This is a genomic window from Aggregatibacter segnis ATCC 33393 (genome assembly GCF_900476035.1).
GTDB lineage: Bacteria > Pseudomonadota > Gammaproteobacteria > Enterobacterales > Pasteurellaceae > Aggregatibacter > Aggregatibacter segnis.
Map to the genome: position 1 here is coordinate 1,605,222 of NZ_LS483443.1, position 21,506 is coordinate 1,626,727.

19 protein-coding genes are annotated in these 21,506 nt (G+C 42.4%); 7 read left to right on the forward strand and 12 right to left on the reverse strand.

Annotated features, from left to right (window positions below):
- Window positions 1–46: 46 nt before the first annotated feature.
- Window positions 47–2,221, reverse strand: coding sequence for a DNA helicase II (gene uvrD / locus DQN58_RS07780; protein WP_006718455.1), 2,175 nt, complete (start codon window positions 2,219–2,221; stop codon window positions 47–49).
- 112 nt (window positions 2,222–2,333) lie between these two features.
- Window positions 2,334–3,158 (reverse strand): formate dehydrogenase accessory sulfurtransferase FdhD, encoded by an 825-nt coding sequence (gene fdhD, locus DQN58_RS07785; RefSeq protein ID WP_006718457.1) that lies wholly within the window; start codon window positions 3,156–3,158, stop codon window positions 2,334–2,336.
- Window positions 3,159–3,397: 239 nt separating this feature from the next.
- Here fdhD and fdnG point away from each other — a divergent pair, with 239 nt between their 5' ends.
- From fdnG to DQN58_RS07805, 3 genes are read left to right on the forward strand one after another with little or no spacing between them, the layout of a single operon-like run.
- Window positions 3,398–6,481: a formate dehydrogenase-N subunit alpha gene (gene fdnG / locus DQN58_RS07795; RefSeq protein ID WP_155811788.1), complete on the forward strand. Its 3,084-nt coding sequence runs from the start codon at window positions 3,398–3,400 to the stop codon at window positions 6,479–6,481.
- Between the two features lies 1 nt (window position 6,482).
- Window positions 6,483–7,415, forward strand: a complete 933-nt coding sequence (gene fdxH, locus DQN58_RS07800; RefSeq protein WP_006718461.1) for a formate dehydrogenase subunit beta — start codon at window positions 6,483–6,485, stop codon at window positions 7,413–7,415.
- On the forward strand, window positions 7,408–8,121 hold the full coding sequence (locus DQN58_RS07805) for a formate dehydrogenase subunit gamma (RefSeq protein WP_006718463.1): 714 nt from the start codon (window positions 7,408–7,410) through the stop codon (window positions 8,119–8,121). The genes fdxH and DQN58_RS07805 overlap by 8 nt, the downstream gene beginning before the upstream one ends.
- Before the next feature lie 116 nt (window positions 8,122–8,237).
- Here DQN58_RS07805 and modC read toward each other — a convergent pair whose 3' ends face one another.
- From modC to modA, 3 genes are all read right to left on the reverse strand, one after another.
- Window positions 8,238–9,299 carry a molybdenum ABC transporter ATP-binding protein ModC gene (gene modC / locus DQN58_RS07810; RefSeq protein WP_006718465.1) on the reverse strand — a complete coding sequence of 354 codons (1,062 nt, stop codon included), beginning with the start codon at window positions 9,297–9,299 and terminating at the stop codon, window positions 8,238–8,240.
- On the reverse strand, window positions 9,286–10,014 hold the full coding sequence (gene modB / locus DQN58_RS07815; protein WP_006718467.1) for a molybdate ABC transporter permease subunit: 729 nt from the start codon (window positions 10,012–10,014) through the stop codon (window positions 9,286–9,288). The genes modC and modB overlap by 14 nt, the downstream gene beginning before the upstream one ends.
- Before the next feature lie 67 nt (window positions 10,015–10,081).
- Window positions 10,082–10,846: a molybdate ABC transporter substrate-binding protein gene (gene modA, locus DQN58_RS07820; protein ID WP_006718469.1), complete on the reverse strand. Its 765-nt coding sequence runs from the start codon at window positions 10,844–10,846 to the stop codon at window positions 10,082–10,084.
- Window positions 10,847–11,051: 205 nt separating this feature from the next.
- Here modA and DQN58_RS07825 point away from each other — a divergent pair, with 205 nt between their 5' ends.
- Window positions 11,052–11,831: a TOBE domain-containing protein gene (locus DQN58_RS07825; RefSeq protein ID WP_006718472.1), complete on the forward strand. Its 780-nt coding sequence runs from the start codon at window positions 11,052–11,054 to the stop codon at window positions 11,829–11,831.
- 66 nt (window positions 11,832–11,897) lie between these two features.
- Here DQN58_RS07825 and yfbR read toward each other — a convergent pair whose 3' ends face one another.
- The 6 genes from yfbR to DQN58_RS07855 form a co-directional block, all read right to left on the reverse strand.
- Window positions 11,898–12,494, reverse strand: coding sequence for a 5'-deoxynucleotidase (gene yfbR, locus DQN58_RS07830; protein WP_032998154.1), 597 nt, complete (start codon window positions 12,492–12,494; stop codon window positions 11,898–11,900).
- 11 nt (window positions 12,495–12,505) lie between these two features.
- Window positions 12,506–13,519 carry an outer membrane-stress sensor serine endopeptidase DegS gene (gene degS / locus DQN58_RS07835; RefSeq protein ID WP_006718476.1) on the reverse strand — a complete coding sequence of 338 codons (1,014 nt, stop codon included), beginning with the start codon at window positions 13,517–13,519 and terminating at the stop codon, window positions 12,506–12,508.
- A 7-nt stretch (window positions 13,520–13,526) separates the two neighbouring features.
- The gene (ribD, locus tag DQN58_RS07840) at window positions 13,527–14,651 is read right to left on the reverse strand and encodes a bifunctional diaminohydroxyphosphoribosylaminopyrimidine deaminase/5-amino-6-(5-phosphoribosylamino)uracil reductase RibD (RefSeq protein ID WP_006718477.1); all 1,125 of its coding nucleotides are present in this window, start codon (window positions 14,649–14,651) and stop codon (window positions 13,527–13,529) included.
- A complete protein-coding gene (gene nrdR / locus DQN58_RS07845; RefSeq protein WP_006718479.1) occupies window positions 14,651–15,103 on the reverse strand; it encodes a transcriptional regulator NrdR in 453 nt (150 codons plus the stop codon). Before nrdR ends, ribD begins: the two co-directional genes overlap by 1 nt.
- 133 nt (window positions 15,104–15,236) lie before the next feature.
- On the reverse strand, window positions 15,237–16,325 hold the full coding sequence (rlmM, locus tag DQN58_RS07850) for a 23S rRNA (cytidine(2498)-2'-O)-methyltransferase RlmM (protein ID WP_006718481.1): 1,089 nt from the start codon (window positions 16,323–16,325) through the stop codon (window positions 15,237–15,239).
- Window positions 16,318–17,223 (reverse strand): transcriptional regulator GcvA, encoded by a 906-nt coding sequence (locus DQN58_RS07855; RefSeq protein ID WP_006718483.1) that lies wholly within the window; start codon window positions 17,221–17,223, stop codon window positions 16,318–16,320. The genes rlmM and DQN58_RS07855 overlap by 8 nt, the downstream gene beginning before the upstream one ends.
- Before the next feature lie 459 nt (window positions 17,224–17,682).
- Here DQN58_RS07855 and DQN58_RS07865 point away from each other — a divergent pair, with 459 nt between their 5' ends.
- Window positions 17,683–18,702 carry a branched-chain amino acid aminotransferase gene (locus DQN58_RS07865; protein WP_006718485.1) on the forward strand — a complete coding sequence of 340 codons (1,020 nt, stop codon included), beginning with the start codon at window positions 17,683–17,685 and terminating at the stop codon, window positions 18,700–18,702.
- Between the two features lie 114 nt (window positions 18,703–18,816).
- On the opposite strand, the gene mdh is transcribed toward DQN58_RS07865, so the two are convergent.
- Window positions 18,817–19,752, reverse strand: coding sequence for a malate dehydrogenase (gene mdh / locus DQN58_RS07870; protein ID WP_006718486.1), 936 nt, complete (start codon window positions 19,750–19,752; stop codon window positions 18,817–18,819).
- 255 nt (window positions 19,753–20,007) lie between these two features.
- Between mdh and argR the strand changes: the two genes are divergently transcribed.
- Window positions 20,008–20,475 carry a transcriptional regulator ArgR gene (gene argR / locus DQN58_RS07875; protein ID WP_006718490.1) on the forward strand — a complete coding sequence of 156 codons (468 nt, stop codon included), beginning with the start codon at window positions 20,008–20,010 and terminating at the stop codon, window positions 20,473–20,475.
- A gap of 24 nt (window positions 20,476–20,499) precedes the next feature.
- Complete coding sequence (locus DQN58_RS07880) at window positions 20,500–21,393, forward strand: TIGR01777 family oxidoreductase (RefSeq protein ID WP_006718492.1); 894 nt, start codon at window positions 20,500–20,502, stop codon at window positions 21,391–21,393.
- Window positions 21,394–21,506: the final 113 nt, after the last annotated feature.

Below are 21,506 nucleotides of genomic sequence, written 5' to 3' on the forward strand. Positions count from 1 at the left end.
GGTGAAATTTCACCGCACTTTTTTTGCATTAATGACAAAACGAAACTTAAACTTTCTCCAACTTCGCCAAATGGGCGATCAGCCATTTAATTCCTTGATTCTGGAACGCAATTTGTAGGCGCAAATTATTGTCCGCCCCTTCTACATTAATCACCGTACCAAAACCGAATTTTTCATGTTTCACTTTTTGTCCCATTTTCCATTCGCTTTCGTTGGCAATCGGCGAAACACTGCCTACTTTAGATTGATTCAAGGCGCGTGTAACGGTGCCGCGTAAACGGATTTCCTGTAAACATTGTTGTGGCAATTCCGTGATAAAACGAGAAGGCAAATGACGTTCTTCTTTGCCATATAAACGACGACTTTCCGCGTAAGAAATGGTAAGTTTTTGTTTGGCTCGGGTAATCCCCACATAAGCCAAACGACGTTCTTCTTCCAAACGCCCCGCTTCTTCAAAGGAACGGAAACTTGGGAATAACCCTTCCTCTACGCCAATCATAAACACTCGAGGAAACTCCAAGCCTTTTGCTGAGTGCAAGGTCATCATTTCCACACAGGCTTGGTGCGGTGCCGCTTGCTCTTCGCCCGCTTCTAACGACGCGTGCGTCAAGAAAGCCGTAAGCTCTGTCATATCTTCCGCCTCTTCAGGCTTGATAAATTCGCGAGCGGCAGAGACCAATTCTTCCAAGTTTTCAATGCGTACCTCGCCTTTTTCGCCCTTTTCCTGTTTATACATTTCATACAAACCGGAATGCTTAATGACAAAATCTGTTTGTGCAAACAACGGCATCTCTTCCGTATCCCGTTGCAGAGAATTGATTAATTCCATAAAGCGAAGCAAAGCGGTCGCGGCACGGCCTGCCAGTTTATTTTCCTGCAATGCCAAATTGGTGGCTTGCCATAACGTGATTTGATGTTCGCGAGTCAGGTTACGCAAAGTGTCCAACGTGCGATCACCAATGCCCCGTGGTGGTGTATTAATAACGCGTTCAAAGGCGGCATCGTCTTGGCGATTAGCAATTAAGCGCAAATACGCCAAGGCATCCTTGATTTCCTGACGTTCGAAGAAGCGCATGCCACCATAAATACGATACGGAATTTGTGAACGAATCAACGCTTCTTCAATCACCCGTGATTGACTGTTACTGCGATATAAAATGGCACAATCGTTGAGTTTGCCGCCGTCTTCAATCCAAGTTTTAATTTGTGAGGCAACAAACAGCGCTTCATCCAATTCGTTAAAAGCCGCATAAATGCCTACAGGGTCGCCTTGATTTCCTTCCGACCATAAATTTTTCCCTAGTCGGTTGTTGTTATTAGAAATTAACTCATTAGCAGCCTGCAAAATATTCATGGTGGAACGGTAATTTTGTTCTAATCGAATGGTTTGTGCATTGGCAAACTCTTTCAAAAATAACTGAATATTTTCGATTTTTGCCCCGCGCCAGCCGTAAATAGATTGGTCGTCATCCCCTACAATCATCACTTTGCCGGTTTTGCCCGCCAATAAACGAATCCATTCATATTGAATTTTGTTAGTGTCTTGAAACTCATCCACCAAAATATGCTGAAAACGTTGTTGGTAACGTTGTAAAATCAGTGGTTTATGTAAAAACAATTCGTACGAGCGCAATAAAATTTCAGCAAAATCTACCAGTCCTGCACGATCGCAAGCATCTTGATAAATCTGATAAATTCGAATCCATTCTCGTTCTTGACGATCGTGATGATCATCAATTTGATTCGGGCGCAAGCCTTCGTCTTTTTTATTATTGATATACCAAGCAGCTTGTTTTGGCGGGAAACTTTTTTCGTCAAAATGATGTAATTTCATGAGGCGTTTGAGTAAACGCAATTGGTCTTCCGAATCTAAAATCTGGAAATCTTGCGGCAAATCCGCATCAAGATGATGAGCACGCAGAAGTCGATGAGCAATGCTGTGAAAGGTGCCGACCCACATACCAAACAAACGCTGATTGCCGTCGAACAAGACGGATTCAATACGATGACGCATTTCTGCCGCAGCTTTGTTGGTGAAAGTCACCGCCATAATGCTCCCTTCGGAGACACCTTCAACGCCAATCAGCCACGCAATTCGGTGCGTCAATACGCGGGTTTTACCACTCCCCGCGCCCGCCAACACCAAATAATTGCCCAATGGCGCACTCACCGCTTCCCGTTGTTTATCGTTTAAGCCATCTAATAATTCTGCGAAATCCATTATTTTCACTCACAAACACTGTTTTTTTGTACAGGCGAAATTATAACGATTTCGGTTGAAAACTCAATGAAAAGAGGAGAAACATCATACATACAGGGGAAACGAAAAAAGGTTAATCATCAATTGCTAAACGTTCTCTACCACTATAAACCGTCGCACGCCCAGGTCTGGCAAAACCAATTAACGTTAAGTTGTATTGTTCTGCCATTTCTACCGCCAAATCTGTTGAAGCTGAAATTGCGACTAACATTTCTATGCCTGCAGAGACTGTTTTTTGCACCATTTCATAACTGGCGCGGCTGGTCACAACAATAAAGCCTTGCGGTTTACTTGCTTTAGCATGCCACCCCAATAATTTATCTAATGCCACATGGCGCCCGACATCTTCACGAATGGCGAGTAATTTACCTTCCATGGAGAAAAATGCCGCCGCATGCGTGGAGCCTGTTTGTTTACCTAATTCCTGAGCGACCTGTAATTGCTGTAAGCAATCGTCTAGTTGTGCCACACGGAAGGTTAAAGTGCGGTCTAATTTTTTGACATTTTTATAAACCTGTTGAATCTGTTCCGCCCCACAAATGCCACAACCGGTTCGTCCGGTTAAGGTGCGTCGATGATCTTTCAGTGCGACAAAACAGCGCGTTGCCAACTCTATTCTTGCTTCAATGCCGTTACAGGCGTCTTCAATATCAATGCCATAAATATCACTCGGTTTATCAATAATCCCTTCCGATAAAGAAAACCCCATGGCGAAATCTTCCAAATCTCGTGGAGAACACATCATCACCGTGTGAGAAATATCGTTATACACCAGTGCCACAGGCGTTTCCGTGGCTAAAATTTCTTGTTTCTCAGAAATAGCAATCTTGTTATCGCCTTGTTGCTCATTTGTTAATTTTTTAATAAAGTGAATTAATTTTTTTTTGATCCAACTCAAAATTTTCTATCCTTATAGCCATTATTAATTATGGATTTCTGTACAAAAAATAGGTATTCTACCCGCCGCTACTAGTAAGGTAACTATATATTTTTATTGTTACATAACTACTCAGCATCGTTTTGTTAAATTTTAATACAAATTTAACAAAAACGACCATCAGATTATCTAGTTAAATACAAATTTAAAACTATCAAACTGAAAACAACAACAAATTTTGTTGATTGTGGGGAGTGTTTATGCAGATCTCAAGAAGAAAATTCTTCAAGGTCTGTGCCGGCGGTATGGCAGGAACATCGGTTGCGATGTTAGGCTTTGCTCCGGCTACGGCCTTAGCTGCGCCACGCGAATACAAACTATTGCGTGCGAAAGAATCGCGTCAAACCTGTACATACTGCTCGGTAAGTTGCGGTATGTTGATGTACAGTACAGGTACACCATCTAATACCATAAGTGGTCACACCGCGACAAATACCCGTTCTAAATTATTCCATATCGAAGGCGACCCGGATCATCCGATCAGCCGTGGTGCGTTATGCCCTAAAGGTGCCGGTGCCTTAGACTTCGTAAATAGCGAAAGCCGGACCTTATATCCGGAATATCGTGCACCGGGCTCTGATAAATGGGAGCGCATTTCTTGGCAAGACGCCATTAAACGCATTGCCCGCTTAATGAAAGATGACCGCGATGCCAACTTTGTTGAGAAAAATGCCGAAGGCAATATCGTCAACCGTTGGACAACCACGGGGATTATGACGGCATCGGCAATTAGTAATGAAGCTGCATTGCTAACCCATAAGTGGATTCGCATGTTAGGGATGCTTCCGGTATGTAACCAAGCGAATACTTGACACGGACCAACGGTAGCAAGTCTTGCTCCATCATTTGGTCGCGGTGCCATGACAAACAACTGGGTTGATATCAAAAACGCCAATCTTATTCTTGTTCAAGGCGGTAACCCTGCTGAAGCTCACCCTGTTGGCTTCCGTTGGGTCATTGAAGCGAAGAAAAACGGTGCGAAAATCATCGTTGTCGATCCGCGCTTTAACCGTACAGCTTCCGTAGCTGACCTTCACGCACCAATTCGTTCCGGTTCTGACATTGCATTCTTAATGGGTGTGATCCGTTACTTATTGGAAACCAATCAAATTCAACACGAATACGTTAAACACTATACCAATGCATCCTTCTTAGTGAATGAAGGCTATAAGTTCGAAGACGGTCTATTCTCCGGATTTGACGAAGCAAAAGGTAAGTATGATAAATCAACTTGGAACTACCAATTTGATGAAAATGGTCATGCTAAACGTGATATGACATTACAACACCCACGTTGTGTCATTAACGTATTAAAAGAACATGTTTCCCGCTATACCCCGGAAATGGTTGAAAAAGTTACCGGTGTAAAACAAAAAACCTTCTTACAAATCTGTGAAGAAATCGGTAAAACATCGGCACCAAATAAAACCATGACGCACTTATATGCGCTTGGCTTTACTGAACACACAATCGGTACGCAAAATATTCGCTCCATGGCGATGATCCAATTACTTTTAGGTAATATTGGTATGCCGGGTGGTGGTATTAACGCATTACGTGGTCACTCAAACGTACAAGGTACAACCGATATGGGCTTGTTACCAACAATGTTGCCAGGCTATATGCGTTTACCAAACGAAAAAGAAACCTCTTATGAACAATATATGAATGCGATTACGCCGAAAGATATCGTGCCTAATCAAGTCAACTATTATCGTAATACCTCAAAATTCTTCGTAAGTATGATGAAAACCTTCTACGGAGATAAAGCAACAAAAGAGAATGGCTGGGGCTTTGACTTCTTACCAAAAGTCGATCGCATCTATGACCCGATTACTCATGTCAAAATGATGCATGACGGTGAATTAAACGGCTGGATTTTACAAGGTTTCAACGTATTAAACTCATTACCGAACAAAAACAAAACTGTTGCGGGTATGAGTAAGTTGAAATACTTAGTCGTTATGGATCCATTGCAAACCGAAAGTTCTGAGTTCTGGAAAAACTTTGGTGAATCTAACAATGTAAATCCAGCAGAAATTCAAACTGAGGTATTCCGTTTACCTACAACCTGTTTCGCAGAGGAAGATGGTTCTATCGCTAACTCAGGTCGTTGGGCACAATGGCACCAAAAATCTTGCGATCAACCAGGCGAAGCCTTACCGGATGCAGAGATTTTATCTATGCTCCGTGAAGAAATGCATGAGCTTTACAAGAAAGAAGGTGGTCGTGGTATTGAATCTTTTGAAGCGATGACCTGGAATTATGCTCAACCACATTCACCAAGCTCAGTTGAACTAGCCAAAGAGCTTAATGGTTATGCACTTGAGGATCTTTATGATGCGAATAACAATCTCATCTATAAGAAAGGTCAATTATTAAATGGATTTGCTCACTTAAGAGATGACGGTACTACCACATCTGGAAACTGGCTCTATGTTGGTCAATGGACAGAAAAAGGTAACCAAATGGCAAATCGTGATAATTCTGACCCTTCAGGATTAGGTTGCACCGTAGGTTGGAGCTTTGCATGGCCGGCAAACCGTCGCGTGCTTTATAACCGTGCGTCTTTAGACATTAACGGTAATCCATGGGATAAACACCGTCAGTTGATCAAATGGAACGGCAAAAACTGGAACTGGTTTGATATTGCTGACTATGGCACACAACCACCAGGTTCTGATGCAGGTCCGTTTATCATGTCTGCTGAAGGTGTTGGTCGTTTATTCGCTGTTGATAAAGTCAATAGTGGACCGGTACCGGAGCATTATGAACCGATTGAAAGTCCAATTGATACGAACCCGTTACACCCAAGTGTTGTAACAGATCCAACGGTACGTATTTATAAAGAAGACCGTGAGTTTATCGGTTCAAATAAAGAGTATCCGTTTGTCGCAACAACTTATCGTTTAACCGAGCATTTCCACAGCTGGACGGCACAAGCGGCATTAAACATCATCGCGCAACCACAACAATTTGTGGAAATCGGTGAGGCACTTGCAGCAGAAAAAGGCATCCAAAAAGGCGATATGGTAAAAGTTACCTCTCGTCGTGGTTATATCAAAGCTGTTGCTGTGGTGACAAAACGTTTGAAAGCGTTAGAAATTGACGGAAGAACAGTACACCATGTAGGTATCCCAATTCACTGGAATATGAAAGTATTAAATGGTAAAGGTAACCGTGGTTTCTCCTCCAACACCTTAACGCCATCTTGGGGTGAATCAGTCACACAAACCCCGGAATACAAAACATTCCTAGTTAATATTGAGAAGGCGGAGGTATAACATGGCTGGAACTGCTCAAGGCGTTCAAACGCAAGACATTATCAAGATCTCCGCTACATCAGGCTTAACTGAGCCGCCACGTGCGCGTGATCACAAAGTTGAAGTGGCAAAACTCATTGATGTATCCACCTGTATTGGTTGTAAAGCCTGTCAGGTAGGTTGTTCGGAATGGAATGATATTCGTTCTGACGTGAATGCCCAATGTTTGGGGATTTATGACAACCCGGTTGACCTCAATGCAAAAGCATGGACGGTGATGCGCTTCAATGAAGTGGAAGAAAATGATCGTTTAGAATGGTTAATCCGTAAAGATGGTTGTATGCACTGTCAAGAACCGGGCTGTTTAAAAGCTTGTCCGGCACCGGGTGCGATCATCCAGTATGCGAACGGTATCGTGGATTTCCAATCTGACAAATGTATCGGTTGTGGTTACTGTATCGCAGGTTGTCCGTTCAACATTCCACGCATGAATCCGGAAGACAACCGTGTGTACAAATGTACCCTTTGTGTTGACCGTGTTTCTGTGGGTCAAGAACCTGCTTGTGTGAAAACCTGTCCGACCGGTGCAATTCGTTTCGGTTCCAAAGAAGAAATGAAAATCTACGCGGAACAACGTGTTGCAGATCTTAAAGCGCGCGGCTATGAAAATGCCGGCATTTACGATCCGGAAGGCGTCGGTGGTACGCATGTAATCTATGTATTACACCATGCAGATAAACCTGAATTGTATTCCGGTTTACCGAAAGATCCGCAAATCGACACAACCGTTACATTATGGAAAGACATCCTGAAACCGGTTGCTGCGGTTGCCATGGGTGGTCTTGCACTTGCTGAAATCGGTCACTACCTCACAGTAGGCCCGAATGAGGAAGAAGATGTTGAAGATCATCACGAAGAATTTGAAGATGTAGAGGGAGGCAAAAAAGATGAATAAAGGTAAATTTGAGATTACCAATGATACCCGTATCATTCGTCATAAACTCCCGGCGCGTCTAAGTCACTGGTTCTTGGTAATCAGTTTCTTCTTAACCATGTTTACCGGGGTAGCGTTCTTCTTCCCTGACTTTGCATGGTTAACGGAAATTCTTGGTACACCACAACTTGCCCGTGCGATTCACCCGTTCACCGGTATTTTAATGTTTATTGCCTTTGTGTTCTTATGTTCACTCTACTGGCACCATAACATTCCGGAGAAAAACGATATTCGTTGGGCGAAAGGAATGCTTGAAGTCTTAAAAGGTAACGAGCACGCTGTTGCTGATAACGGTAAATATAACTTGGGTCAAAAAATGTTGTTCTGGACATTAATCCTTGCCATGTTTACCTTAATGGGCTCCGGCATCATTATGTGGCGTCAATACTTCTCGCACCACTTCTCTATTCCGGTGTTGCGTATCGCCATCTTATTGCACTCTGTTTGTGCCTTTATGTTGTTCACCGGTATCCTAGTACACATGTACATGGCATTCTGGGTGAAAGGCTCCATTCGTGGTGTCGTTGAAGGCTGGGTAACCGTTCGCTGGGCGAAAAAACACCACCCGAAATGGTATCGCGAAGAAGTACTTCCTGAGTTAGAAAAAGACGTTGTACGGGAAGAGAAAGGCGAAAAGACCAAAGTCATCTTTAAGAAATTTAGCTAATCTTAAAGTGCGGTTAAAAAACGCAATAAATTTTGACCGCACTTCTTGTTGAAGCAAACCATTAAAGAAAAGAAAACAGCACCTTAAAGGTGCTGTTTTTGTATGTATAAATAAAATTACGCCGACATCACGGAAATCGTTTTAATTTGCGCATAAACCAATTGTCCCAGTTGTAACGCTAAATCATGGAAAGACCATTTACTGATACTTGCCCAAAGGTGTTTTCCGCCAATATCCAGTTTTAAATCTACTCGATTTTCCAGCTCTAAAATCTTAACAATCCGTCCATACAACGTGTTGCGAATACTAGATTGTTCTACTTTATTCAAACTAATCGACACATCAGAACTATGAATGCAAATTCGGACTTTCTCATTGATCTGCGCCTCAACTTGATTAATCCAAATGTTCTGATCGCCAATCGAAAGTGCGGTCATTTTATAAGATGGATTATGCATAAAAACAGGCAAAGAAAGCACCGCACTTTGTTCGTTTTCCTGTTTCCAAGGAAGAAACAGCGGACTTTCCCAAATACTTTCCAACACATCATAAGCTTCAACTTTGCCGTTAGTCAGCAATACAACCCGCTCGGCTAAACGCAACAATTCATCAAGACTGTGAGTCACATATAAAATCGGAATGTTAATTTCTTTTGATAGCCGTTCCAGATAATTCATCAATTCACGTTTACGCGGTAAATCCAACGCAGAAAGCGGTTCGTCCATTAATAAAATTTCCGGATCGGTTAACAAAGCACGTCCAATAGCCACACGCTGTTTTTCACCACCGGACAACGTTATCGGATAACGTTTTAACAAATGGCCGATACCTAGCAACTCAACAATATAGTTAAATTCATCTTTACTGGTATTTTTCATGCCATAACGCAAGTTGCCATTCACCGTATAATGAGGAAATAAACGGGCATCCTGAAAAACATAACCTATGTTGCGCTGATTGATCGGCACACACACATTTTCTGCCGAATTGAACAATTCACGATCATTTAACGAAATCACGCCTTCATCCGGATTAATCAATCCGCTGACAAGGTTAATGAGGGAAGATTTCCCCGAGCCGGACAATCCAAAAAGTGCGGTAACGCCTTGTGATGGAATATCTAAATGCGCTTCGAGGGATAAAGTGCCTAACTGTTTTTTTACATCAATGTGTAGCATCACTTTGTCCTAATCTTTTTTGCATACGTTTTGCCAACCATTCTGATAACAATAAAGAAATCAGCGATAAAATCACGGCAAAGACACATAACCGAGCCGCTTGTTCTTCTGCGCCTGGTGTTTGAATAAAGGAATACATAGCCAAGGGAATGGTTTGGGTTTCGCCGGCAATATTGGACACAAAGGTAATGGTGGCACCAAATTCCCCTAAAGAGCGGGCAAAACCAAGCACGATTCCGGCAAGAATGCCAGGTAAAGATAACGGTAACGTGATGGTTAAAAACACCCGCCACGCAGAAGCCCCCAGTGTTCTGGCGGCCTGTTCCAATTTTAAATCAATACTTTCAAGGGAAAGTCGAATAGCACGCACAACCAAAGGGAATGCCACCACCGCAGAAGCTAACACCGCCCCTTTCCAGCTAAATCCAAAGGTCAACCCGAACCATTGATGTAAATATTTACCGATAAAGCCATTGCGTCCCATGGCAACCAGTAAGAGATAACCAATGACAACCGGCGGCAACACCAAAGGCAAGTGAATAATCCCGCCCACAATGGATTTGCCATAAAAATCTTTTCGTGCCAAAAGCCATGCCACCCAAACGGCAACAGGCAAACTCCATACCATAGCACTGACGGAGACTTCTAAACTCAGGCGAATGGCATCGATTTCTAATGGGCTCAAGCCTAATAACACCAGAAACTCTGTAAGCAAAATTCAATTCCCTATATAAACAAAGCGTAGCACTATGGCTACGCTTAATGAGTCAAAGCGAGTCTGCTTATTTTACAGAGAAACCGTAATCCGCAAATACTTTTTTCGCTTCAGGCGATTGTAAGTATTTCAAGAATGCTTGCGTTTCCGCATTGTTGTGATCTTTTAAAATCGCAACAGGATAATCCGCCGGTTTGTAAGAATCTTGTGGGAACACGCCAATCGCTTTCACTTCTTTGCTCACTTTCGCATCGGTTGCGTACACAATACCTAAAGGTGCTTCACCACGTTCAACTAAGGCTAATGCCGCACGCACGTCTTTGGCACGAGCTAATTTGTCTTTGACTTGATCCCATAAGTTTAATTTGGTTAACGCTTCTTCCGCATATTGACCGGCAGGCACGTGCGCAGGGTCACCTACAGACAAATAAGCATCTTTTAATTGCTTAATCCATTCACCTTTTGCGATATCAACGTTTTGTAATTTGCTGTCTTTTTGTGAGATTAAAACCAGTTCATTACCCACTAATAATTTTTCGGTTTCTTTAACCGTTAACCCTTTTTCTGAAAGGTATTTCATCCATTTTGTGCTGGCTGAAATAAATAAATCCGCTGGTGCACCTTCTTCAATTTGTTTTGCTAAGGTTGAAGAGGAAGCAAAAGAAAAGACCACTTCTTCTTTTGGATTTACTTTTTTGTAATCTTCTGCCACTTGTTTTAATGAATCGGTCATGGAAGCAGCAGCAAACACAGTCACTTTCGCCTGTGCAGAAAGAGAGAATGCTAAACAAGCCGCCGCTAAACCGGCAGCGATTTTTGAATATTTAAACATAGTAAAAACTCCGTTTTGGTTGGTTAATAATTTATATATAGCGCAAATTATACAACGAAAATAAAGAAATAAAAGGCGTATAATCCATTATTTAAAAAACAAAATATACGCTAACCTTTCGGAGGTAGGGTTAAACATTCTTATTCTTTTAGAAATATAGTATGATGTGCCGCATATAGTCGTCAGCGCAATTTTGAGGAACACGATGAACGGAACAGAAATTTTACTCACCATCAAACTGAAAGAAACCCTTTTCGCCGATCCTAAACGCATCCGTTTATTACAAGAAATTGAAAAATGCGGTTCTATCAATCAAGCGGCTAAAAATGCCAATGTCAGTTATAAAAGCGCTTGGGATCACCTTGAAGCCATGAACAAAATTAGCCCCAAACCATTGCTAGAACGCAATATTGGTGGGCGAAATGGTGGCGGAACGGCATTAACCGTTTATGCACAACGTTTATTGAAACTCTATGATTTATTAGAACAAACCCAAGAAAAAGCCTTTGATATTCTGCATGATGAAAAAGTGCCGTTAAACAGTTTGCTCTCTGCTATGGCGCGTTTTTCTTTACAAACCAGTGCCAGAAACCAATTTTTCGGCAAAGTACAAGCATTAAGATTTGAAGATGTTCACTGTTTTGTTGACATTCTTTTAGAAGATTTTGACAAACCGCTGACTGTCTCTATCACTGAAAAAAGTGCGGTGCGTTTAAAACTTGAATCTGACAAAGAAGTAATGGTGATGTTTAAAGCACCATGGGTCAAAATTACCGCCAATCCGCAAGAAAATTTGCCAAATCAATTTAAAGCGACAGTCACCTCCATTATTGATAAAGGTGAAGCCGGTGAAGCGATTCTAGTGTTAGAAGGCTCAAACATCGAGTTCTGTGCAACGCTCACCAAAGATCAACATGTGGAAATCAATCAGTCCGTTTGGACTTCTGTTGATCCGGAACAAGTGATTATTGCGACGCTTTATTAATGTCAAAAGACAAAAAAAGTGCGGTGATTTTTCACCGCACTTTTGTAAGAAAAGCAATAAAAAAATTTACAATGTAATTTCATCAATGGATTTGCCGAAACTCGGTACAAACACCTGTAAAAAATAATCCATTTCGGGGCTTTGCCATTGATCCATCAATTTTTCTAACCGCACTTTTGCCGATTTAAATTCCTGATTGCCATTTTCCAGCTCAAATTTCACTTTAATATAAGCACAAATTAAATCCGCCTGCTTAACAATGTGCTTTTCTTCCTCTGCAAAACATTGATTATCCAAATAAGGTAAAAAATCAGTCTGCAATGCTTCCGGCAATAAACTCATTAAATGTAACTCAGCCGCCGTTTCAATTTGTTTATAGGCATGCGTTATCTCATCATTGAAATATTTAATGGGTGTAGGCAAATCACCGGTAAAAATTTCCGAGGTGTCGTGATACATCGCCATCACGGCAATACGATCTGCGTTGAGTTGGGCACCGTAAAAACGGTTTTTAATTAACGCCAACGCATGGGCAACAAATGCCACCTGCAAGCTGTGCTCCGCCAAATTTTCTCGTTCAATATTACGCATGAGCGACCAGCGCTGAATCAATCTTAAGCGATCCAAACAAGCGAAAAAATGACTGGTTTTAATTTGTTCCATGCCACAACCCATTAATTAAAGGTATATTCTTCGATAACTACAGGAATCTTATACACTTGACCCAAGCGGGAAATTTCAACCTGAACCTGTGTATTCGGACGCACATCCGCGATAAGTTTCATCATTTCTGCCGGAGAACGTGCCTCGACCTCATTGATTTTCAGAATGATATCGCCTGCCTGTAACCCTGCTTTTGCTGCCGGGCTATTCGGAATAATGCTGGTGATGAGCACACCTTGCGAAGATGCCCCTTGCCCATTGCTAAATAAAATATCTGTTTGTACACCGAAATAACCACGAATGACACGTCCATCACGAATAATTTTTTTCATGACGTCATTGGCTAAATCAATAGGAATCGCAAAATTTAAGCCTTCCGCGATTTCATTGGCGGTTTTGCCGATACTCAATGTGCTGATACCCAATAGCTCACCAGCAGAATTAATTAACGCCCCACCGGAATTACCTCGGTTAATGGATGCGTCAGTTTGGATAAAGTTTTGGCGGCCCAGTGCTTCACCAACCGCACTACGCCCTACCGCACTGACAATCCCTTGCGACACACTTTGTCCCAAATTGTATGGATTACCAATGGCTAACGCCACATCGCCCACATGCACAGGGCGATTGGGATTTTGTGGAATCGTGGATAAGTTATCCGCTTTGATTTTCAATACGGCTAAATCCGTTAACGCATCTGAACCAATTAATGCCGCATCAAAAATATTGCCATTTTGCAATGCCACCACAATTTGATCGGCATTTTGAATCACGTGTTTGTTGGTCAGAATGTAACCGTCTTTCGACATGATCACACCAGAACCGAGGTTATTCACTTGGAACTGAGAAGAAGAGGACGTAAAGGCTTGATTATAAACATTCACCACGGCAGGCGAGGCAATACGTACAGCATCCCGATAAGAAGCAACATCATGTTGAGAGTCAGTGATTTTAGGCATGACATACAAAATCACGGCAGCAGAAGCCAAGCCGATAATCGCCGAATGAAAAAGTTTCTTTAGCATCAGTTCCTCATTTTCTTATATAAATTAACTTGAGATCATCGCCGACAGGTTCGCAAGATTGCAGTTGCCATAAAGGCGCATCGGCAAGTTGCGTTAAATTAGGCAAATGGCATAAATCTCTGGCTTGATCGCCTAACAATTTTGGCGCCATGTAAATAATCAGTTCATCCACCAGATTTTCAGCAATTAATGCGCCTGCCAACGTCGCACCCGCTTCCACCCAAAGGGTGTTAATTTGACGCTTGCCTAACTCTGCCATCAATGACTGCAAGCGCGTTTCACCTTGGTTTCTGTCTAATTTTAAGTAATCCGTAAAGGGCGGAAAATCTGTCAGCGAATAATCCTCTTCGCCCACCAACCAAACCGGTGATTCCGTTGAAAACACCTTAAAATCCGACCGCACTTTATGGCTAGAATCCAAAATCACACGCACCGGTTGGCGTAGTTTTTCTTGTGCATAGCTGGCTTTTACGTCAAGCGGCAATTCTTCCCAACGCACATTTAAGCTGGGATCATCCGCCAGCACCGTTTGTGAAGTCGATAAGATCGCGGAAGCTTTGGCACGATATTGCTGCACATCCGCCCTTGCCTGCGCGCCGGTAATCCATTTGCTTTCGCCACTTGCCATGGCCGTTTTGCCATCAATACTCATGGCCAGTTTTAATTGCACGAAAGGTTTGCCGGTACGCATGCGTTTCAAAAAGCCTTTATTTAGCTGTTCGGCATTTTCTTCCAATAATCCCACCGCACTTTGAATGCCTGCATCGCTTAAAATCTGTAACCCTTTGCCCGCCACTTGTGGGTTCGGATCGCACATCGCCGCAATCACTTTACTCACGCCGGCTTCAACTAAGCCTTTCGCACAAGGCGGCGTACGCCCAAAATGAGAACAGGGTTCTAAGGTGACATAAGCGGTTGCACCACGTGCCTTTTCCCCAGCTTCACGTAATGCCATCACTTCTGCGTGTGGCTCACCGGCTTTCGCATGAAATCCTTTGCCGACAACCTCGCCGTCTTTCACCAAGACGCAACCCACGGAAGGATTTGGCGTTGTGGTGAATTCACCCTGTTTGGCTAAATCAAGCGCCAGTTGCATAAAAGCGGCATCTTGTGGGCTAAATGGTTCGTTCATCAATGATCCTTTAAGTTTTCGATTTCTTGGCTAAATTCGTTGATGTTATCAAAACTCAAATAGACGGAGGCAAAACGGATATACGCCACTTTATCTAAATTCTTTAATTCTTCCATCACTAACGTACCCACCAATTTACTTGGCACTTCACGCTCACCGGTCGCGCGCAATTTATGAATAATGCGGCTAATGGCTTTTTCCACATCGTCCGCACTCACGGGGCGTTTTTCCAAGGCGTGTTGAATACCTCGACGTAATTTATCTTCATTAAACGGCTCACGATTACCGTTATTTTTAATCACTTTCGGCACAATTAGTTCTGCCGTTTCAAAGGTCGTAAAACGTTCGTGGCACTGACCGCACTCTCTGCGGCGACGTACCTGAAAACCGTCAGAAACCAAACGACTGTCAATCACTTTGGTTTCTTCTGTCGAACAAAAAGGACAACGCATACTTGTCTCCCATCATAAATAGCGAAAAAAACAACCGCACTTTGGCGTAAATAGCGCGGTTATTTTACAAATTATTTGCACAAAATGCGGTATAAAAAACAAAAATTTTTAAGTTTTACTTCACGCTAATCGTTTATAGCAAACGCAAGTAAACCGTAATTTCTTCCCGATCGTGATACAGGTGTTTTGCCTGTAACTGGAATTTTAACCCTTGCTGCGACAATTTATCCGCAATAAATTGCAGACATTGTTGTACTTCCGCATAGCGTTTTTTCATCGGTAGCTTCAAATTAAAGATCATGCTATGACACCAACCGTTCAACAGCCATTTCACCATTAACTCGGCAATTCGGCTTGGCTGCTCTACCATGTCGCACACTAGCCAATCAATTTTACGTCGTTTCGGCGGCTGAAACTTAAAGCCATCTTCCGCACAATGCTCAATGCGCCCCGTATCATGCAGACTGGCTGCCATTTTGCCGTGATCGACGGCATATACAAATAAACCACGTTTCACTAACTGATATGTCCAACCGCCCGGGCAAGCACCGAGATCCACGGCATACATGGTTTCGTTAAGCAATTCCGCTTCTTTTTGGCGCGGAATAAAACTCAAAATCGCCTCTTCCAATTTTAATGTAGAGCGACTTGGTGCATCTGCCGGGAATTTTAGGCGTTGAATGCCCATTAAATGGGCGGAATGATTGTGATTGTAAGAGTAGCCCACATAACAAGTATTATTTTGTAAGAAAAAAACATGCAATGTCAGACCGCTCTTTAAGTTACTTTTTGCATTTAGCCAGCCTTGCTTTTTCAACGCTTGGCGCAGTGGCACAGTGAATTTACGGCAAAATCCAAGCAATTCCTTCGCTTCATTCGTATCGGCAGTTTCTACCCATAATTCATTGCTGTTTGTTAATGGGATGGTCTCCGCAATCTGTTGATATTGCTGAAGAATCGGTGTGATGCGATCCTGTTGTGGTAAATCCGTCAGCAAATCGGAAACCACGATCATTTGACGGGCAAAAATCAGCTGTTGAAAGGGCAATTCTCGTGCCAATAAATCGGCTTCGCCGGGCTGATAACATTCAAAAATTACATAGCCGCTGTTTTCGGTCACACGGGCGAAGCCAAAGACGCCTTTTTCTGCTGCTTTATCGGTGATTTCTGCCGCCAACTCGCGCTCAAATCCCATCCGACAATATAATGCCAACTTATTCATTTTCTTGTTTATTTTCTTCTTGATTAATGGTTTGAATAATCCAGGAACGGAACGCCACAATGCGCTCATCATTACTGTTATCTAAATGATTGACCACATAAAAGGATTTCGGATCCCGCAAATGGGTATCAAATACCGGTTGTAAATTGCCGTTGTCTAGCTCTTGTTGCGCTAAAATACGATTGGCAAGCACAATGCCTTGTTCATGAATTGCCGCTTGCAAGGCCATGAAGGTATGACTAAAGATTGGGCCTTGCTGAATATTCAATTCTTCCAATGCCAAATAATTTGCCATATGTTGCCAATTATCGCGGGCATGAATGTGCAACAAGGTATGATGTTTTAAATCCTGTGGCTGATGAATTGGTTTTTGTGCCAATAATTTCGGTGCAGCAAGCACCAGTAAATCCTCTTCCACCAAACGATCCACTTGTAAGTTATCCCAGTTGCCTTTGCCGTAATAAATCGCAATATCAATGTCTTGGCTAAGCAAGCCTTCATCTTGATCGACACCTTTTAAGCGTACTTCAATGTCGGGATATAATTTATTAAATTCGCTTAAACGTGGCACCAACCATTGAATACCAAAAGTTTGCGGCACACTGATGGTTAAATGTTTATCATTTTTTAAAGCGAATAATTTATCCGTCGCCTCCGCTAAACGGTGCAGAATTTTGGTGATGTCCGCATAGTAGGCTTTGCCAAAATCAGTTAACTCCAGCGCACGATTTTTACGTTTAAATAACGTAACGCCTAAGAAATCTTCCAAAATTTTTATTTGATGGCTAATCGCTGCTTGCGTCACAAATAATTCATCCGCCGCTTTCGTGAAACTTAAAAATCTCGCGGCTGACTCAAATGCTTTTAGCGAATTTAAAGGTGGCAAACGTTTATACATGTTATTTCCCAATGATTCATTTCTTAGAAAAAATTTAAATCAGATTACTTTTTTTTATCAATCTAATAAAAAAATCTCTTTTGCCCGTTATACTTATTCTACTTAAAATGAAACCATACTTAAGTCACAATTTCTTAACTGTTAAGATTTTCGAATTAAGTATGATGTTGTGTTTGCATATTGTTTGGTTTTTCCAAACCAAAGTAACGAAAGTTACTTTTTCTTTTCATTTCCTGTATTTTTGGCATTTTCGCCAGACACCGCTCCTAAAAGAGCGGTGTTTTTTATGGGCGATTTTAACATAGTTCTGCTGTTATTTCCTGCCCTATTCCTCTTCCACAAACGAGAGTCTTCCCACTTAAACTTTTCATTTGTTTTTACGACTAAAATATTTTCAATCCTGATGGAATGGTGTAGATTAAAAACGACTTAAATCTCAATCTATATTAAGGAAAAACCATGTCAGACTTACTTGATTGGAAAAATCTCGGATTCAGTTATATCAAAACAGATTATCGTTTTATCGCCCATTGGAAAGACGGCAAATGGGACAATGGTGAATTAACCACTGACAGCACATTGCATATTCACGAAGGTTCCACCGCGCTGCATTACGGACAACAATGTTTCGAGGGCTTAAAAGCCTACCGTTGCAAAGACGGTTCAATCAACCTTTTCCGTCCGGATCAAAATGCGAAACGTATGCAAAACACCTGCGATCGCCTGTTAATGCCACAAGTTCCGACAGAATTATTTATCCGCGCCTGTAAAGAAGTGGTCAAAGCCAACGAAAAATGGCTTGCGCCATATGGTAGCGGGGCCACACTTTATCTTCGTCCATTCGTTATCGGTGTCGGTGAAAACATCGGCGTACGCCCCGCACCGGAATACATTTTCTCCGTTTTCTGTTGCCCGGTAGGCGCCTATTTCAAAGGTGGTATGAAACCGTCTAATTTCTTGGTAACCGATTATGACCGCGCTGCACCACATGGTACCGGTGGCGTCAAAGTGGGCGGAAACTATGCTGCAAGTTTATTACCACATGAACTTGCCGCTGAACGCAAATTTGCTGATGCCATTTATCTTGATCCGAAAACCCATACCAAAATTGAAGAAGTGGGCGCGGCAAACTTTTTCGGTATCACACGCGATAACAAATTCATCACGCCACTTTCGCCATCCATTTTGCCAAGTATCACCAAATACTCACTGCTCTATTTAGCCAAAGAACGCTTAGGCATGGAAACCATTGAAGGTGATGTCTATATCAATGAATTAGACCAATTCGCCGAAGCGGGTGCTTGCGGCACAGCTGCGGTTATTTCACCTATCGGCGGCATTCAATATGGCGATGACTTCCACGTTTTCTATTCAGAAACTGACGTGGGTCCAATCACTAAACGCCTTTATGAAGAACTTACCGGCATCCAGTTCGGTGACGTAGAAGCACCGGAAGGTTGGATTGTAAAAGTAGATTAATTTCTGCTTTCCAAAGGATAAAAGTGCTGTCAAATTCGACCGCACTTTTTATTTACATCCGAAAAAAATCCCCATAACCTTAGGGCTACGGGGATTTTTTATTTTCCAGTTGAATTATGGATTAACAAATTTTTCGCCTAATTCAATATCTGCACGCAATGTCGGTAACATAGCGTCTAACGCTTGTTGCTCAAACGCGCTGAGTTTACCGATTGGCAGAATTTCTTCTACGCCTTCTTTACCGAAACGAATCGGTTGAGCAAAGAAGCGAGCATATTTGCCATCGCCTTCCACATAGCTACATTCAATCACCGTTTCGCCTTGTAATCCGCGTACTACCGCATTTGCAAAACGTGCCGCAGCTTGAGCCATGGATAAGGTTGCAGAACCGCCACCAGCTTTAGCATTCACCACTTCAGTACCGGCGTTTTGAATACGTTTAGTTAATGGTTCAATTTCTTCCTCTTTCCATTCAGCGTATGGCACTTGAGATAATAAAGGAAGAATGGTCACGCCGGAGTGTCCGCCAATCACCGGCACGGTTGTACGATAAACGTTTAAGCCTTTTAATTCGGCAACAAAGGTTTCTGAACGAACTACGTCCAATGTGGTCACGCCAAATAATTTACGTTTGTCATAAACACCGGCTTTTTTCAAGACTTCTGCTGCAATCGCAACGGTAGTATTTACCGGGTTGGTAATGATCCCAATGCATGCTTTCGGACAGGTCACAGCGACTTTTTCAATTAAGTTACGTACGATGCCTGCGTTAATGTTGAATAGATCTGAGCGATCCATTCCCGGTTTACGTGCTACACCGGCAGAAATCAGCACGACATCCGCGCCTTTTAATGCAGGTGTCGGATCTTCACCGGCAAAACCTTCCACTTTAACCGCGGTCGGAATGTGGCTGATATCCACAGCAACGCCCGGGGTTACCGGTGCAATATCATAAAGTGATAGCTCGGAACCTGCCGGCAACTGTAGTTTCAGCAATAATGCTAATGCTTGACCGATACCGCCTGCGGCACCTAAAACTGCAACTTTCATTTCATTCTCCTCATGTAGTAAGAAATGGGTAGTTAAAAATTTGTAAAAATTGTACGCCTACCAACGTTTAAATTCAAACAGACAAATTCAAATGTGCGATCTAACTCAAATTTTTTCTTTTTCCCCCGTAAAAAAGGTCATAAAAAACGCCTTAAATTTCCACCGCACTTTCACCTTATAAAGTAAATATTTATTTGCTAAAAACGCTATTTTTATGCAAAATTCAGCCACTTTAATCTGATAAGAGAAAGGTTCATGTTAAACGAAAATCCGGATAACCTGACAAAAGCATTCAAGGATCTATTGCGCCAAGAAAAATACGGTTCACAAAGTGAAATCGTCACCGAATTACATAAAATGGGATTTAGCTCGGTTAATCAATCGAAAGTCTCCCGTATGCTCAGTAAATTTGGGGCGGTTCGCACCCGTAATACCCGCATGGAAATGGTCTATTGCTTGCCAAGTGAGTTAAGCGTGCCAAATACGCGGAGTTCCTTAAAAGATTTAGTGTTAGACATTGATCATAACAACATGTTGATCGTCATTCGAACAACACCGGGCGCAGCACAACTTATCGCGCGTCTGCTGGATTCCGTGAGTAAAATGGAAGGCATTTTGGGCAATATTGCTGGGGATGACACCATTTTTGTGACACCAACCAAAGAAACTGACATCAATAACTTAATGTTGCGTATTCAAGACTTATTCGAAAATACCCTTTAAGTTCGACAAAAACAGAAAAACTGCATGAAAATTCTCATTACTGGAGCTACCGGTTTTATCGGAAGCGCGTTGATTCCTTCATTATTGGCGAAAAATCATCAAATTACCGCCTTGGTGCGCCATCCGGCAAAAGCCAAACAGCAACTCTCCTATCACATTGAATTCATTAATACATTAGATTACTTTCAGCATTTTAATCAGTTTGATGCGGTCATTAATTTAGCCGGAGAACCGATATTTTCTCGTCGATGGACAACCACACAAAAAGAGCGGTTAGAATCTAGCCGCATTTCATTAACAGAAAAACTGGCACACCTGATAAATCGTAGTGACGATCCGCCTCAATGTTTTATTTCCGGTTCCGCCACGGGTTATTACGGTGATTGGGGTGAACAACGGATTGATGAAAATACGCCAACGGCAGATCATTTTGCCGCTCGCTTATGTCAACAGTGGGAAGCCGCAGCCTTAAAAGCCAACACGCGAGTATGCCTCGTGCGCACGGGTATGGTGCTTGGTACAAAAGGTGGTGCATTGGCAAAAATGTTGCCGTTATATCGTTGTGGCTTAGGTGGAAAACTAGGTTCCGGCAAACAGTTCTGGGGTTGGATTGCCTTAGAGGATATGGTACGTGGCATTTTATTTTTATTGGAAAATACCGATTGCCGGGGCGCATTTAATTTCGTTGCACCACATGCCATACGTAACGCCGAATTTAATGTGTTATTAGGTGAAACCTTGCGCCGCCCTCACATGGCAACCGCACCGGCATTTATATTGAAACTGCTGCTCGGTGAACGTGCAGATTTATTACTCGACAGCCAAAATCTCATACCGCAACATTTGCTAGCTCAAGGGTTCCAGTTTGAGCATCCTGATCTTGCTCAATTCCTCCAGAAAGAAATCGTTGCTAAATAAAATCTCTCGAATTTTCCACCGCACTTTTCCAAAATACGCTTTTCGACGTATAAAAAAGTGCGGTGGTTTTTGCTAGAATTTCTCCCAATTTTTTATTGTTCTTAAGCCCATAA